Source organism: Aphanothece microscopica RSMan92 (assembly GCF_046613545.2).
Classification (GTDB): domain Bacteria; phylum Cyanobacteriota; class Cyanobacteriia; order PCC-6307; family Cyanobiaceae; genus NIES-981.
Map to the genome: position 1 here is coordinate 26,478 of NZ_JBKKKY020000014.1, position 13,303 is coordinate 39,780.

Annotated in this window: 16 protein-coding genes and 1 other RNA gene; 11 read left to right on the plus strand and 6 right to left on the minus strand. The window is 70.1% G+C overall.

Annotation, left to right across the window (positions count from 1 at the left end; genetic code table 11):
- The first annotated feature begins 89 nt into the window (after positions 1 to 89).
- Positions 90 to 428 (plus strand): hypothetical protein, encoded by a 339-nt coding sequence (locus ACLD7X_RS05965; protein ID WP_411422591.1) that lies wholly within the window; start codon positions 90 to 92, stop codon positions 426 to 428.
- Positions 429 to 464: 36 nt separating this feature from the next.
- Here the strand turns inward: ACLD7X_RS05965 and aroB are convergent, their stop codons facing one another.
- Positions 465 to 1,598: a 3-dehydroquinate synthase gene (aroB, locus tag ACLD7X_RS05970; protein ID WP_411422592.1), complete on the minus strand. Its 1,134-nt coding sequence runs from the start codon at positions 1,596 to 1,598 to the stop codon at positions 465 to 467.
- Positions 1,599 to 1,655: 57 nt separating this feature from the next.
- Here aroB and ACLD7X_RS05975 point away from each other — a divergent pair, with 57 nt between their 5' ends.
- Together ACLD7X_RS05975 and ACLD7X_RS05980 are read left to right on the plus strand one after the other, a co-directional pair.
- Positions 1,656 to 2,465, plus strand: a complete 810-nt coding sequence (locus ACLD7X_RS05975) for a prohibitin family protein (protein WP_411422593.1) — start codon at positions 1,656 to 1,658, stop codon at positions 2,463 to 2,465.
- 116 nt (positions 2,466 to 2,581) lie between these two features.
- Positions 2,582 to 2,929 (plus strand): hypothetical protein, encoded by a 348-nt coding sequence (locus ACLD7X_RS05980; protein WP_412007249.1) that lies wholly within the window; start codon positions 2,582 to 2,584, stop codon positions 2,927 to 2,929.
- A 329-nt stretch (positions 2,930 to 3,258) separates the two neighbouring features.
- Here ACLD7X_RS05980 and ACLD7X_RS05985 read toward each other — a convergent pair whose 3' ends face one another.
- On the minus strand, positions 3,259 to 4,143 hold the full coding sequence (locus tag ACLD7X_RS05985; RefSeq protein ID WP_411422595.1) for an MlaD family protein: 885 nt from the start codon (positions 4,141 to 4,143) through the stop codon (positions 3,259 to 3,261).
- An 11-nt stretch (positions 4,144 to 4,154) separates the two neighbouring features.
- Complete coding sequence (locus ACLD7X_RS05990; protein WP_411422596.1) at positions 4,155 to 4,802, minus strand: ABC transporter permease; 648 nt, start codon at positions 4,800 to 4,802, stop codon at positions 4,155 to 4,157.
- Positions 4,803 to 4,974: 172 nt separating this feature from the next.
- Between ACLD7X_RS05990 and ACLD7X_RS05995 the strand changes: the two genes are divergently transcribed.
- Together ACLD7X_RS05995 and ACLD7X_RS06000 are read left to right on the plus strand one after the other, a co-directional pair.
- Positions 4,975 to 5,793 carry a hypothetical protein gene (locus tag ACLD7X_RS05995; RefSeq protein ID WP_412007250.1) on the plus strand — a complete coding sequence of 273 codons (819 nt, stop codon included), beginning with the start codon at positions 4,975 to 4,977 and terminating at the stop codon, positions 5,791 to 5,793.
- A 41-nt stretch (positions 5,794 to 5,834) separates the two neighbouring features.
- Complete coding sequence (locus ACLD7X_RS06000) at positions 5,835 to 6,086, plus strand: hypothetical protein (RefSeq protein ID WP_411422598.1); 252 nt, start codon at positions 5,835 to 5,837, stop codon at positions 6,084 to 6,086.
- On the opposite strand, the gene recQ is transcribed toward ACLD7X_RS06000, so the two are convergent.
- Positions 6,083 to 8,002 (minus strand): DNA helicase RecQ, encoded by a 1,920-nt coding sequence (recQ, locus tag ACLD7X_RS06005; RefSeq protein ID WP_411422599.1) that lies wholly within the window; start codon positions 8,000 to 8,002, stop codon positions 6,083 to 6,085. The genes ACLD7X_RS06000 and recQ overlap by 4 nt on opposite strands.
- Positions 8,003 to 8,026: 24 nt before the next feature.
- Here recQ and ACLD7X_RS06010 point away from each other — a divergent pair, with 24 nt between their 5' ends.
- The 5 genes from ACLD7X_RS06010 to ACLD7X_RS06030 all read left to right on the plus strand — a co-directional run bounded on the left by ACLD7X_RS06010 (position 8,027) and on the right by ACLD7X_RS06030 (position 12,576).
- Positions 8,027 to 8,911, plus strand: coding sequence for a carbohydrate ABC transporter permease (locus ACLD7X_RS06010; protein WP_411422600.1), 885 nt, complete (start codon positions 8,027 to 8,029; stop codon positions 8,909 to 8,911).
- Positions 8,912 to 8,993: 82 nt separating this feature from the next.
- On the plus strand, positions 8,994 to 10,457 hold the full coding sequence (locus ACLD7X_RS06015) for a hypothetical protein (protein ID WP_411422601.1): 1,464 nt from the start codon (positions 8,994 to 8,996) through the stop codon (positions 10,455 to 10,457).
- Positions 10,458 to 10,516: 59 nt separating this feature from the next.
- Positions 10,517 to 11,767: a 5-(carboxyamino)imidazole ribonucleotide synthase gene (locus tag ACLD7X_RS06020; RefSeq protein ID WP_411422602.1), complete on the plus strand. Its 1,251-nt coding sequence runs from the start codon at positions 10,517 to 10,519 to the stop codon at positions 11,765 to 11,767.
- 64 nt (positions 11,768 to 11,831) lie between these two features.
- A non-coding RNA gene (ssrS, locus tag ACLD7X_RS06025) (6S RNA) lies at positions 11,832 to 12,015 on the plus strand.
- Positions 12,016 to 12,135: 120 nt separating this feature from the next.
- Positions 12,136 to 12,576, plus strand: coding sequence for a hypothetical protein (locus tag ACLD7X_RS06030; protein ID WP_411422603.1), 441 nt, complete (start codon positions 12,136 to 12,138; stop codon positions 12,574 to 12,576).
- Here the strand turns inward: ACLD7X_RS06030 and ACLD7X_RS06035 are convergent.
- Both ACLD7X_RS06035 and clpS read right to left on the minus strand, forming a co-directional pair.
- A complete protein-coding gene (locus ACLD7X_RS06035) occupies positions 12,558 to 12,836 on the minus strand; it encodes a DUF2103 domain-containing protein (RefSeq protein ID WP_411422604.1) in 279 nt (92 codons plus the stop codon). The two genes, ACLD7X_RS06030 and ACLD7X_RS06035, sit on opposite strands and share 19 nt — an antisense overlap.
- Positions 12,836 to 13,126 carry an ATP-dependent Clp protease adapter ClpS gene (clpS, locus tag ACLD7X_RS06040; protein ID WP_412007257.1) on the minus strand — a complete coding sequence of 97 codons (291 nt, stop codon included), beginning with the start codon at positions 13,124 to 13,126 and terminating at the stop codon, positions 12,836 to 12,838. The genes ACLD7X_RS06035 and clpS overlap by 1 nt, the downstream gene beginning before the upstream one ends.
- 64 nt (positions 13,127 to 13,190) lie before the next feature.
- On the opposite strand from clpS, the gene petN reads away from it, so the two are divergent.
- Complete coding sequence (gene petN / locus ACLD7X_RS06045; protein WP_213204940.1) at positions 13,191 to 13,292, plus strand: cytochrome b6-f complex subunit PetN; 102 nt, start codon at positions 13,191 to 13,193, stop codon at positions 13,290 to 13,292.
- Positions 13,293 to 13,303 lie beyond the last annotated feature (11 nt).

Below are 13,303 nucleotides of genomic sequence, written 5' to 3' on the forward strand. Positions count from 1 at the left end.
GGGCCATGGATCAGGTCTGCTGATCGTCAGCCTGGGAACCTTGGCAAGGGCGGTCGGCCCACCTAGCAGAAAGGTGTGGGGAGGGCCGGATGGAGCGTCGATTCGAGGGAATGGGGGAGGACCGGCCGATCACTCCCCATGCGGCGCCGATCCTGGATGGCGACGGACACCTCACCTATGTGGGGGACGACGGTCGGCGCTATGTGGTGGGTCTGCCACCGGAAGCCGATGAGGAGAGTGTCGAGCGGGTGATGGCCACCCTGCGCCGGGGCGGCAGTCTGTTCCAGCAGATCGAGCAGCTCTGTCACCGCTGGATCGGCGAGGTCAGCGGGCCCGACCTCGAAGCCCGGGCGGCCCTGGTGCTGCTGCTCACCACCCTGGAGACCGCCCTCGAGGACCGCTATCCCGAGCAGGACCCCGACCCCTGAACCCATGGCCGCCAGCGGCGCTCCGGGGAGCGGGACTCAGGGGAGACGCTCCAGGGCCGCCAGGATCGTCTCCGCGCTGACGTCGCTGCGGATCTCCACGCTGCCGATGGCGGTGGGCAGGACGAAGCGCACCTGGCCATCGCGCACCTTCTTGTCACCCTGCAGGCAGGCCAGCACCGCGGCGCCGTCCAGATCGGGCCAGCGCTGGGGCAACCCTGCCGCCACCACCAGAGCCCGTTGCCGTGCCTGGTCTGCGGGGGTCCACAGACCCATGGCCAGGGCGATTTCCCCAGCGGCCACCATGCCGATCGCCACGGCTTCGCCGTGCAGAAAGGTGCCGTAGCCGCAGAGGGTCTCGACCACGTGGCCGAGGGTGTGGCCGTAGTTGAGGATCGCCCGCAGGCCGCCCTCGCGTTCATCGGCCGCCACCACCCGGGCCTTGGCGGCGGCGGAGCGCTCCAGCAGGGTCTGGAGCAGTGCCGGCCCCACCGCCTCGATCGTGGACAGGTCGCCCGCCGCCTCCAGGGCTGAGAACAGCTCGGGATCGCCGATCACGCCGTACTTGATCACCTCGGCCATGCCGGCCCGGAACTCCCGCTGCGGCAGCGTCGCCAGGGTGGCTGGATCGATCAGCACCAGCCGTGGCTGATGGAAGGCCCCGATCAGGTTCTTGCCGCCGGGGTGGTTCACGCCGGTCTTGCCGCCGATCGCCGCATCCACCATTGCCAGCAGGGTGGTGGGCACCTGCACCACGGCGATCCCCCGCAGCCAGGTGGCGGCGGCGAAGCCCGCCATGTCCCCCACCACGCCGCCGCCGAGGGCCACGATCAGGGAGCCCCGCTCCAGCCGCTGCCGGAAGGCCGCCTCGTGGATCAGCGCCACGGTGGCGGGTGTTTTCTGGTCTTCGCCGGCCTCGATCACCAGCTGCTCGGCCGCCAGCCCGGCTGTGCGCAGGCTGGCCAGCACGACGTCTCCGTAGTGGGTGTCCACGTCCGGGTTGGTCACCACCAGCACCTTGGTACCGGCCTTGAAGCCCAGCTCCCGCACCTGCTCGCCCAGCCGGGCCAGCACCCCCTCGCCGATCACCACCGGGTAGGGGTTGGCGCTCAGCTCCACCTGGATGGTGCGTGGGCTGCACGCGCTGCCTGCAGCGGTGGTGGCGGCGGACATGGGGCCTGGGGAGCAATGGGCTGAGGCTAGGGTCTGGCTTCGGCCCGGGTTCCAGCCATGCAATCGCCACTCCGCTCCGCCAACGCTCCGGAGGGGCCGGGAGCCGGTCTCAGCCTGATCCTGGCGGTGGTGCTGGGCCTGGTGATCCTGCTGAGTCAGACGCTGTTCATCGTGCCGGCCGGCAGCGTGGCGGTGATCACCACCCTGGGGCGGGTCACGGGGGTGCCCCGCACGCCGGGCGCCAATTTCAAGGCCCCCCTGGTCCAGGCCACCTCCCTGTTCGACGTGCGCACCCAGGTGCGCCCCGAGCAGTTCTCCACCCTCACCAAGGATCTGCAGGTGATCCAGGCCACGGCCACGGTGAAGTACGCCGTGAAGCCCGGCGAGGCCGGCCGCATCTTCGAGACGATCGCCACCGACGATCAGCAGATCTATCCCCGGGTGATCCAGCCCTCCCTGCTGAAGGCGCTCAAGTCGGTGTTCTCCCAGTACGAGCTGGTGACCATCGCCACCGAGTGGAACTCCATCTCGGAACTGGTGCAGGAGAAGGTGGCCGAGGAACTGCGCAAGTTCGACTACGTGACCGTGCAGAGCCTCGATCTCACCGGTCTGCAGATCGCCGAGGAATACCGGGCCGCGATCGAACAGAAGCAGATCGCCGAGCAGCAGCTGCTGCGGGCCCAGACCGAGGTGCTGATCGCCGAGCAGGAGGCCAGGCGCTACCAGACCCTCAATTCCAGCCTCGACGACCAGGTGCTCTACAAGCTCTTCCTCGACAAGTGGGACGGCCAGACGTCGGTGGTGCCGGCTCTGCCCGGTACGGCGGGATCGGGCACGCCGGCGGTGATCGTGAACGGGCGGCGCTGACGCGCAGGCCAACAGGGAGGCTCAACCAGCCGCCAGCGGGCTGGATCAGCACCCTGCTGGATCAGCACCGGGATGCCCTCGGGGCGACGTTCGGTATGGACGGCAGGACGGTGTTGATGCCTGGCCTGTGCCCCCATCCTGGGAGGGTGATCGTGGAGCGGGTGGTGGCGATGACGAATCTTCTGGCCCACCCGATGGCCCACCTGATCGGACGCCCGCTTTGGATCCTGGGCGTGGGTCTGCTGTTCGCCCTGGCCGCGGGAGCCCTGTCCCGCAGTCGCCTCGCGCTGCTCACGAATGCCATGGCCTGGCTGCTCTTCGCCATCTGGGAAGCCCTGGTGCTGGCCATCACACCCGAGGCGAACATCCGGGTGGATCTGCTGCTGATCGGGCCGCTGCGCGCCGGCCTGGGGCTCTGGGCACTGTTGGCCGTGCTCCTGCCGCTGAGGCGCTTGAGGCGCTGAGCCGCCCCCGTTCCATGGGCCACGCGGCCACCCTTCACAGGCCGGGCCCTTGCACCACGGCTGCTGCCTTGATTGCCGATCATGGGGCCCCGAAGGGGCCACAGATGGTTGCCGAGCTCGCCGCGACGGGACCCAGCGGCCAGGGATCCGTCGTCTTCAGCATCGATTCGCCAGGTGGGCGACGGGGGCCAGACCGACACGGACACGGACACAGATACCGACAGATCGGCTCCGGCGTTTGGCTCGGCGGGCCCCCCAGGTGCTCAGCGCCGACACCACCACCGTTCTGGCGGGAGGCTTCCTGCTCGCTGCGGGCAGTCGGTGTCGCGTCAGTTCGCTGCTTCTCGCTGCCCTGGAGCCTCCTCAGGTTCGGCCCCGGCCGGCGCCGCGTTCTCCTGCGGCTCCTGCAGGTCGAACAGGAGCGTGCCTGAGAGCGCCTTCAGCAGGCGATTGGTGGTGGCCGACGCCGCCCGGATCTGTCCCAGGGTTTCCACGAGCACCGGGGAGGTGGTTTTCATCACGTCGGTGGCTTGCACGGAGGCCGTCCCGACCTCCCTGCCGGTCTGCTGGTAGAGCCTGAGCGTGTCCCGTGTTGCGGCGGCGGTGGCGCCAGACTCCCGCTCCAGGGTGCCTGCCAGGCGACGCACATCCTTCAGGGTGCCATCGACCTGGCCGGCCACCGAGGGCAGATCCTTCTCCACCACCGCCACAATCGCCTGCAAGGTGCGATCGATCTGCAGCCGTGTCTCCGCCAGATCGCTCAGCAGTTCCGCAGGGCTCTTCGAGGGCTGAAAGCCGATGGCCAGCTCAGGGGGCGGCAGCGCAGATTGGGGCGGGGTGATGTCTGGGGTGAGCGCCACCACGGTGTCGCCGATCAACCCCTCCTGAACGGCTGTGGCAGAGCTTTTCGGGCCCACGAGGCGGCGGTGGCGGGAGAGGATCCGCAGGGTCACATCCACCCGACCATCGCTGGCCAGCTCCACGGATTCCACCTTGCCGATGCGGTACCCGGAGAGGGTCACATTCACCCCCGGCCAGATGCCCGTGGCGTTGGCGGCGCGGAACGTCACCACGGCGCTGTCCCGCCAGCGCAACCGCTCCTGCAGCAGGTTGACGCCCACCCAGCCGCTCAGCAGCAGCGAACCCGCCAGGAACAGCATCCCCAGCCGGCTGACCCCTGGACCGCCGTTGCCCCCTGGCGTGCCGCCTGCCATGTCACCGGACCTCATGCGTAGGTGCCATGCAGGGGGACCAGGAGGGTGAGCCAGATCACCTCCAGCCCCATCACGACCAGAAGGGATTGGGGCAGGGCATCGGCCAGCAGGCGCGCCAGCTCCCCTTCGGTGCCCTTCACCTGAGCTGCCTTGCGCAGGCACACCCACTGGGCGGCCGCGGTGAACACCGCCGTCCGCAGAAAGCACCGCAGCAGGTCCGAGACGGGCATCAGGTGGGTCAGTTCCTGCAGTTCGCTGGAGAAGCCGAGGCCGGCGCGGGGGGAGGCCAGCAGCCCGCCCAGCAGCAGGCCCATCTCAAACCAGGGCACCAGTAGCAGCGCGCTGCAGGCGGCCCCAGCCACCTCTGCCCCCTGGCACCTCCAGGAGTCCGAGGCTTGGGTTGGCCTTGGTGTGGGATTCAGATGGCGCCGCACCGCCACCGCAAGACGCAGGGGCGCGCAGCGACAGATCCAGATCAGGCTCACCCCCAGGGGCGTGACCACCTGCAGTGATCCCAGCACGAGCACCTCGAGGCTCTCGTTGCTGCTCTCCCCCACGGTGCCGGTGAGCAGCCCCACCATGGCCACGCCGATCGCCGCACCCACCAGCAGGGCCAGCGGGGCGGTTTCGGCAAGTTCCTGAAGAATCCGGCGCAGCATCCGTTGCCGATCGCTGGGCAGCGGCGCCCACCCTATGGGTCAGGGTCCCAGGCAGCCGCTTGCCGCCGCCGCCAAGCAGGAGATCAGTTCAGAAGTCGGCCGGGCCAGGCTGGCTTGCGGCTGGTTCGAGGGGTACGTTCAAAAAGCACCCTTTCCTGTTCCATCAGAACCTGTGCCTCTCTCCAGCGTCACAACGAAAGCCATCACGAAGAAAGCCGTCACGAAGAATGCCGTCACAGCGAAAGCCCTTCACCAGCGCACTGCGTCACTGATCGGCCCTGGCCTTCTTCTGCTCATCGCGGCGGCGCCGTTCCAGCAGGCGGCCCAGGCTGAAGTGCTCGTGCGGGCGCAGGGACGTTGCAAGCTCACGAGTGACGGCTATGTGGCCTTCGACGGTCATTGCACCTTCAAGCACAAGGCCGCCGGCGGCCAGGACGCCTATGTGGTGAAGCTGGACGACGGCAACGACTTCATCTTCTCCGGCCCCAATCCCCAGGCCCTGCAGCTGCAGACCTACAGCGGCATCAAGAATGTGCGCCACAACGAGAAGCCTGACCACGATGTGTTCCTCTGGAACGACGGCGGAAAGCGGCGTCTCGCGGTGAAGCTCGATCAGGTGCAGAACCCGGATGCCACGTTTGACGACTCCTCCAGCAAGGCCACTGGTGGTGCCCTGCTGGGGGCTGGCTTGGGGGCCCTGATCGGCGGTCTGATCGCCGGCAACAGCCAGAGCAGCGCCCAGAGCACCCCCCAGGAAACCGCCCGGGTCGGTGCTCCGGTGAGCTCGCTGCAGTCGCTGGTGGGCGTGAAGGGTGCCAGCGCCGAGCGAGAGCTCACCGCCAAGGGCTACACCTACCGGGGTGGCGACCAGATCGGTGACAGCGCCTTCAGCTACTGGGAGCAGCCCCGCACCGACAACTGCGTGGCCGTGCGCACCAGCGACGGTCGCTATCAGGCGATCACCTACATCGAGCCCACCAGGTGCCGGTGATGGCAGCCGCCCTCTAGGTTCTCCGCAGTGCGGCCGATCCCATGAACCCGACCCTCAAAGGCGTGACCTACGTGAGCGTGTGGGTGCTGCTCTGGGGAACGGCCGCCTCGATCGCCGATTTCGTGCTGCTGGAGCGGGGGGCCTATGAGGCCGGCACCGGCGGCCAGGCGATCACCTTCGTGTCCTACGGGATCGCCGCGGTGGTGCTGGGGGTACGGCTCTCGGGGCGCTTCCTGAGCCCCGCCACGCAGCAGGCCGAGGGCCAGGCCCTGGAGCAGGAGGAGAAGGGTTAGCCCTTCCCCGCTGATCCCAGCACCGCGAGCAGCGCCTCCCCGTAGCGCTCCAGCTTGGCGGCGCCGATGCCGCTCACGCCGGCCAGCTCCTCCAGATCAGCGGGGCGCCGGGCTGCCAGTTCCAGCAGGGTGCGGTCGTGGAACACCACATAGGGCGGTACCCCCTGCTCGCGCGCCTGGTCCCGCCGCCAGGTCCTGAGGGCGGCCACCAGGGCGTCGTCGAGCTCGCCCAGCTCGCCCCCGCTGCTGGCCGGGCTCCAGCCCGCACCCGCTCCACTGGCACCCCCGCCGGCGCGGCTGCGGCGCCGCTCCTTCTGGGGCGGCGGCAGCGGCAGCTCCAGGCGGGTTTCCCCCCGCAGCAACGGTTTCACCAGGGCCTCGGCGCCGAAGCGCAGGCCGCCATGGCCTTCGGGCACGGGCTGCAGATAGCCGGCGCTGGTGAGCTGGCGCAGCAGCGTGCGCCACTGGCTGCGGTCGAGCTCCCCGCCGATGCCGTACACGCTCAGGCCGTCGTGGCCGAGGCTGCGGATGCGTTCGGTGTTGCCCCCCAGCAGCACGTCCACCACGTGGGCCGCTCCGAAGCGCTGGCCGGTGCGATACACCGCAGAGAGGGCCTTGCGAGCGGGCTCGGTCACATCCACCCGGGCCTGGGGTTCCAGGCAGCCATCGCAGTTGCCGCAGGGCTCGGCGAGGTCCTCGCCGAAGTGGCGCAGCAGCACCTGGCGGCGGCAACCCGCTGCTTCGGTGAAGCCGATCAGGGCCTCGAGCTTGCCGTGTTCGATCCGCTTCTGGGCTTCAGGGGCCTCGGAGTCGTCGATGAAGCGGCGCAGTTGCGGAATGTCGCCCGGGCCATGCACCATCCAGGCCACGGCCGGCAGGCCGTCACGGCCCGCCCGGCCCGTTTCCTGGTAGTAGGCCTCCAGGCTCTTGGGCAGGTCCACGTGGGCCACGAAGCGCACGTCGGGCTTGTCGATGCCCATGCCGAAGGCGATCGTGGCCACCACCACCACGCCGCTGCCGTTGCGGAACCGCTGCAGCGTGGCGCTGCGCTGCTCCGCCTCCATGCCGGCGTGGTAGCCGAGGGCGTCGAAGCCCGCCGCCCGCAGGTCCGCCGCGAAGCGGTCCACCCGCGCCCGCGACCGGGCGTACACGATCCCCGCCTCGCCACGGTGCTGCTCCAGGAAGTGGAGCAGCTGGTCCCTGGCTTCCTCCTTGGCCCGCAGCAGGTAGCGGATGTTGGGGCGATCGAAGCTGGCCAGGAACACCCGGCCATCAGCAAGCTCCAGCCGCTGCACGATCTCCTCCCGGGTGCGGGGATCGGCCGTGGCGGTGAGGGCCAGCCGGGGGACCGCGGGGAACCGCTCGGCCAGCACCGCCAGCTGGATGTATTCCGGCCGGAAGTCGTGGCCCCACTGCGAGACGCAGTGCGCCTCATCGATGGCGAACAGGGCCAGGGGATGCTCCCCCAGGCGCTCCAGCAGATCGCCGCCCAGCAGCCGCTCGGGGGAGACATAGAGCAGATCGAGCTCGCCGGAGCCGATCGCACCCCAGATGCCGCTGGCCTGCTCCGCCGAGAGGGCGGAATGGAGGGCGGCGGCCCTGACGCCGGCCTGCAGCAGCCCCTCCACCTGATCCTCCATCAGGGCGATCAGCGGCGAGACCACCACCGCCAGACCGGGCCGGCACAGGGCTGGAATCTGATAGCAGAGGGATTTGCCGCCGCCGGTGGGCATCAGCACGAGGCCGGAGCCACCGCCGATCACGTGGCGCACGATCGCCTCCTGGGGCCCCCGGAAGCTGCGGTAACCGAATACCCGCCGCAGCACCTGCCGCGGATCCCGGGCCTCCGGGGCTGGCGGCTGGGCCGGACTCACCACGGCGGTCACGCTGCGGGCTGCTGCAAAAGGATCTCCCACAATGGCCCGATCCCGGTGGCCGCGATGTCCTCCTCTACCCCCCGTACTGCCGCCGCCTGGGGGTTCCTCGCCCCGGCCCTGCTGCTGATCGGCCTGTCGGTGCTGATCCCGGCGGCGATGGCGCTGCTGATGAGCTTCACCCAGGCCGGCCTGGACGTGAGCGAGCCGCTGCGCTTCGTGGGGCTGGCCAACGTGCGGCGCCTGCTGGCCGACCCGATGTTCTTCCGGGTCACCGGCACCACCTTTCTCTATCTGGTGGGTGTCGTGCCCCCGGTGGTGCTCGGTGCCCTGGCCCTGGCGGTGCTCGTCAACCGCCAGCTGCCGGGCATCCATTGGTTTCGGGCCGCCTATTACACACCGGTGCTGGTGTCGATCGTGGTGGCGGCCATCGCCTTCCGCTGGCTCTACGCGGAGAACGGGCTGATCAACGGCTGGCTGGGGGCCCTGCTGGGCGAGCGGTTCAGCCCGATCGGCTTCCTCACCTCGCCGCTGCTGGCCCTGCCCGCGGTGATGCTCGTCACCCTGTGGAAAGGCCTCGGCTACTACATGGTGATCTTCCTGGCGGGCCTGCAGGGGATCTCCGCCGACCTCTACGAGGCGGCCGCGCTCGATGGCAGCGAGGGCTGGCGCAAGCACCTCGACATCACCCTGCCGCTGCTGCGGCCCTACCTCACGCTGGTGGCGGTGATCTCGGCGATTGCGGCCACCAAGGTGTTCGAGGAGGTGTACCTGATGACCCAGGGGGGGCCTGCCGACTCCACCCGCACTTTGGTGTACTACGTGTACGATCAGGCCTTCGCCGAACTGGAGATCAGCTACGCCTGCACGGTGGGCCTGGCCCTCTTCCTGATCGTGCTGCTGCTGAGCCTGGTGCGCCTGGCCTTTGCGGGCGAGAAGGGGCTGACCTGAAGCCGCCGCGGGAACCTCGGCCGGATGGGTGGACCCGGCCCCAGGGGCTGCCTAGCCTGTTGCCAGCCCGGCCTTCCCACCCATGGCCCCCTCCGGCGGCAGACCGAGCGCCCCCCAGAACGACCGCCGCGTGCTCGGGCTGTTCAGCCTGGCGCTCGGCCTGGTGCTCTTCCTGCTGATCGTGGTGCGGGGCCAGCAGGCGGCCAAGGAGGGCAATCCGGAGCTGCGCAATGACAGCTACTGGGTGCTGGTCTCCCCCGCCGTCTTCTCCATCGTCGGGGTCATGCTGCTGCGGACGCCGCGGCGCTCCGCGGGGCGGAAGTCTCCCCTGCGCTACGGCGGCCGCGCTGGAGGACAGGGAGCGGTGGACCAGGCGCGGCAGGGTATCCAGCGTGCCACCAGCAAGGAACAGGGGGCCCGGGAGCTGGTCATGGCGGCCGACCGGGACGCGGAGCGCCAGCTCACCCGAGCCCGCGCCGAAGCCACCGCCGCCCGGGCCGCGGCCGAGGCCAGCCAGCGTGAGCTGGAGCAGGCCATGGCCCAGGCCGCGCAGAGCCTGGCGGCCCTGGAGGACCAGCTTCGTCAGTCGGAGCAACAGCGGCGTGAGGCGGAGGCCACCCTCCAGCGCGTGCTCGCCGGCCCGGCCACCGGCCCCGATGACGTCCCCGCGACGGCCCCCGATGCTGTCCTGGTGGCGGCCCAGGCGTCCCAGCGTCGGGCGGAGGAGCTGCTCGGCACCTACGGCGCCCAGCTGCAGGAGGTCCGCACCCTGCTCGAAGCCCTGCGCAGTGGCCAGCAGGGGGAGCTGGTGGAGCTTCGCCGTCAGGCCAAGGCGGCCCTGGAGGCGGCCCAGGCGGCCAGCCGGGATGCCGAAGCCCTGGCGGAGCACCAGGGAAGCCAGCTGGCCCAGGCCCGTGAGATCCTTGAGCGCTGCACCGCCCTCGAGGGCGGCGAACTGGCGGAGCTGCGGCGCCAGGCCGCCGATGTCCTGGCGGTGGCCTCCAGCGCTTCGACGCGCCTGGCCACCGTGGAACAGGAGATCCAGCAGGCCCAGCAGGCCCGGATGGCTGTGGAACAGGACATCGCCCAGGCGTTGCGGGGGGCTGCCCAGACCCGCGGCGAGGTGCTGGCCCGGACCGAGGCCAGTGAGCGGCGGCTGGAGGCGATCGAGTCGGGCGTGATCGAGCAGCTGCATCGGGCCCGGCAGGAAGCGGACAGCGCCCTCGAGGCCACCCAGGAGGCCCGCCAGCTGGTCGACCGTCTGGAGCAGGTCGTCTTCGCCCAGCCGCTGCAGCCCTCGGCGGCAGCGGAGGGCCTGATGCCTCCAGGAGGGGGCGCCCAGACCCTCGAGGCCAGCGCCTACCGCGAGGCCTGCGAGGAGCTGGGGGTGCTGCCCGGCAGCAGCTGGCAGCAGGTGCGCGCCACCTGGCGCCGTAACCTGATGCGCTGGCATCCGGATCAGGGTGGAGATCCCGGCCTCTGGCCCCGCCGCCAGACGGCCTACCAGCTGCTCGAAGCCTGGTACGCGTTCAACGCCTCCACCTGACGCCCTGGCCCGAGGGCCGTACCCGTCCGCCGCCTGCCCCCCAGCCCGTTCCCGTCGCAATGGCCGTGTCCCTGGCCGACTCTGCCGCTGCCCTGCCCTCCCGGATCGGCGTGGTGGGTGGGGGTCAGCTCGCCTGGATGCTGGCAGGGGCGGCCCGCGAGCTCAACATCGCCGTCAATGTCCAGACCCCCTCGACCGATGACCCTGCGGCCCGGCTGGCGGCCCGGCTGATCCAGGCCGATCTGCGGGACGTGGAGGCCACCCGCCGGCTTGCCGTCGGCTGCGCCGCGATCACCTTCGAGAACGAGTGGGTGGACCTGGTCGCCCTGGAGGCCCTGCAGCTGGAGGGGATCCGGTTCCTGCCCAGCCTCCAGGCGCTCGAACCCCTGGTCAACAAGCGCCGCCAGCGGGAGCTGCTCGAGCGTCTCCACGTGCCGGCCCCCCCCTGGCTGCCCCTCGAGGCCCTGATCCCTGCTTCGGCCCCTTCGCCCGATTCCGCGGCGGACCCGGTGGTGTCCACCCCGCCAGCTCCAGCCGCACCCCAGCTGCCCGAGGGGTGGAGCTTCCCGGTGATGGCCAAGGCCGCCACCGGCGGGTATGACGGCAAGGCCACCCTGCTGCTGCGCGAGGCCATCGACCTCGAGGCCCTGGTGGAGAGTGTCGATCCGGCCGACTGGATCGTCGAGGCCTTCGTGGCCTTCAGCTGCGAGTTGTCCCAGCTGGTCTGCCGGGATCAGCAGGGCAATGTCCGCTGCTATCCCCTGGTCGAGACCCACCAGCACCGCCGGGTGTGTGAGTGGGTGCTGGCCCCGGCGGCGGTTCCCCACGCCGTGGAGGCCTTCGCCCGCAACGTCGCGACCTCGCTGCTCACGGCGATCGACTACGTGGGGGTGCTCTCGATCGAGTTCTTCTACGGGCCTGCCGGCCTGCAGGTGAATGAGATCGCACCCCGCACCCACAATTCCGGCCATGTCACGATCGAGGCCGCCCGCACCAGCCAGTTCGCCCAGCAGGCCAGGATCGCGGCGGGGCTGCCGATGGGGCCGGTGGATCTGAAGGTGCCGGGAGCGCTGATGGTCAATCTGCTCGGCTACGAGAGCTCGACGGACAGCTACGACCCGCAGCGCCGGGCCCTGGCCGAGCTTCCCGCTGCCAGCGTCCACTGGTACGGCAAGACGACGGCCACGCCCGGACGCAAGCTGGGCCATGTGACCCTGCTGCTGCAGGGGGGCACGGCCGAGGAGCGCCGCCGCGAGGCCATGCAGCGGCTCGCCCAGGTGCGCCGGACCTGGCCGCTGCCGCCGGCCTGAGACCGCCACCACCGGGCGGCTGTGACGGTTGAGCCACGCCAAGCGCGATCAGGCTTAGAGTGATCCCGGACTGCCGTGTTGGTGACTGCCTTCTACAGTTTTCTGATCTGACTCCTCTTTCGACATGGGGGGTCTGCAGCGGAAGTGACGTAGACCGGCCTTGCAGCCGGAAACGGAGCCCCGTCCTTGATCCCCCTTCTGGTTCCACCAGGTCGAACACTGGGGCAAAACGGCACGGCGGTCCAACCTTTTGAGCCCAGCGCAACCCAGCCCAGCCGATCGGAGCTGGGCTGCGCTGCCGCCATGGGCATCATCCCCGTCGGGGGGGCATTCTGGGGGCAGCGCTTCCGGCCCAGGACCGTTGCCGCATGGACAGCTTCCAACAGGCCTTCACGTCCCTGCTGGCCCTGGCACCCGGACCGGTCTTCCCGAAGGCCCGCCAGCTCTACCTGCGGAAATACCCCCTCGAGGGCAAGCCGGCCGACCTCGACGCCTCCCCCGAGGCGGCGCGCTTCCGCACCTTCCTGCTTCAGGAGGAGATTCAGGAGGCCAGTGATGGTCTCTACCGGGTGCGGGCCCTCGGCTTCGCCGTCGTCCACTGGCAGGCGCCCCAGACCAACCCGGCCGATTACCGCACCTATCTGCGCCAGCGCTGGCAACTCGAACCCGACGACCTCACCCTGGCGGAGGAGGCGTGGTTCCGCTCCGGAGGCGCCTACGCCCGCTTCACGGCCATGGCGGTCTACGAGCGCCACGGTGGCAGCGAGCTGCGGGTGAGCCTGGGTTCCACTCAGTTCTCCAGCAGCTGATCCACCAGCTCCTGGAGCCGTTCGCGTGACCAATCCGTCACCACGAACACCTCCTGGGCACTGGTGCCCCGGCGGGCCACCAGCTTGTGGCCACCGGTGATCGGCGTCGAGACCCGAAGCCGCAGGGCCGGACTGTGCCCCCGCACCCGGCTGATCACGGCGGGGGTGATGGTGCCGATCCCGGGAACCTGAGCCAGTCGCTTGAGCAGAGGGATCAGGCCCTCCACGTAGGTGCTGTGGGTGATCACCACCCGTCCCATCAGGCGGGCTCCAGCGGCGCCATCGTGAGTCCCTCGCCACCCAGCTGCTGGTGGTAGAGCTCCGCCTGCTCCTGGGGGCCGCACCAGACCACCGCTGCGCCCTCCCCATCGATCCGATGGGCCAGCTCCCAGGCCCGATCCGGCTGCATGCCCGGGATGTAGCGCACCAGGCAGTCCACCACATGCTGGAAGGTGTTCACGTCATCGTCCAGCACCACCACCTTGAAGTGGGGGTACGGCTGGCGCTGCAGCTGGCGCTCGCGGACGGCGGTGGGGGACGAACTGACCACGGTGGCGGGCTGTTCGGGATGCACGGAGCCTAGGTACAGTGCCGGCACGCTTCGTGAAACCGGCATGTTGATCACCCTGGGTTGGGCTTCCCTGGCCGCCCTGTTCAGCTTCTCGATCGCCATGGTGGTGTGGGGCCGTCATGGCGACGGCAGCATCAACTTCTGATCTCCTGCCCG

What these genes read in the sequence shown, in the direction of transcription:
- ACLD7X_RS06035 (WP_411422604.1), bottom strand. Translation starts at nt 12,836, where the DNA reads ATGGGACGGGTGGTGATCACCCACAGCACCTACGTGGAGGGCCTGATC.
- ACLD7X_RS06020 (WP_411422602.1), top strand. Translation starts at nt 10,517, where the DNA reads ATGGCCGTGTCCCTGGCCGACTCTGCCGCTGCCCTGCCCTCCCGGATC.
- aroB (WP_411422592.1), bottom strand. Translation starts at nt 1,598, where the DNA reads ATGTCCGCCGCCACCACCGCTGCAGGCAGCGCGTGCAGCCCACGCACC.
- ACLD7X_RS06015 (WP_411422601.1), top strand. Translation starts at nt 8,994, where the DNA reads ATGGCCCCCTCCGGCGGCAGACCGAGCGCCCCCCAGAACGACCGCCGC.
- ACLD7X_RS06030 (WP_411422603.1), top strand. Translation starts at nt 12,136, where the DNA reads ATGGACAGCTTCCAACAGGCCTTCACGTCCCTGCTGGCCCTGGCACCC.
- ACLD7X_RS06010 (WP_411422600.1), top strand. Translation starts at nt 8,027, where the DNA reads ATGTCCTCCTCTACCCCCCGTACTGCCGCCGCCTGGGGGTTCCTCGCC.
- ACLD7X_RS05965 (WP_411422591.1), top strand. Translation starts at nt 90, where the DNA reads ATGGAGCGTCGATTCGAGGGAATGGGGGAGGACCGGCCGATCACTCCC.
- petN (WP_213204940.1), top strand. Translation starts at nt 13,191, where the DNA reads ATGTTGATCACCCTGGGTTGGGCTTCCCTGGCCGCCCTGTTCAGCTTC.
- ACLD7X_RS05990 (WP_411422596.1), bottom strand. Translation starts at nt 4,802, where the DNA reads ATGCTGCGCCGGATTCTTCAGGAACTTGCCGAAACCGCCCCGCTGGCC.
- ACLD7X_RS05980 (WP_412007249.1), top strand. Translation starts at nt 2,582, where the DNA reads ATGCCTGGCCTGTGCCCCCATCCTGGGAGGGTGATCGTGGAGCGGGTG.
- ACLD7X_RS06000 (WP_411422598.1), top strand. Translation starts at nt 5,835, where the DNA reads ATGAACCCGACCCTCAAAGGCGTGACCTACGTGAGCGTGTGGGTGCTG.
- ACLD7X_RS05985 (WP_411422595.1), bottom strand. Translation starts at nt 4,143, where the DNA reads ATGGCAGGCGGCACGCCAGGGGGCAACGGCGGTCCAGGGGTCAGCCGG.
- ACLD7X_RS05975 (WP_411422593.1), top strand. Translation starts at nt 1,656, where the DNA reads ATGCAATCGCCACTCCGCTCCGCCAACGCTCCGGAGGGGCCGGGAGCC.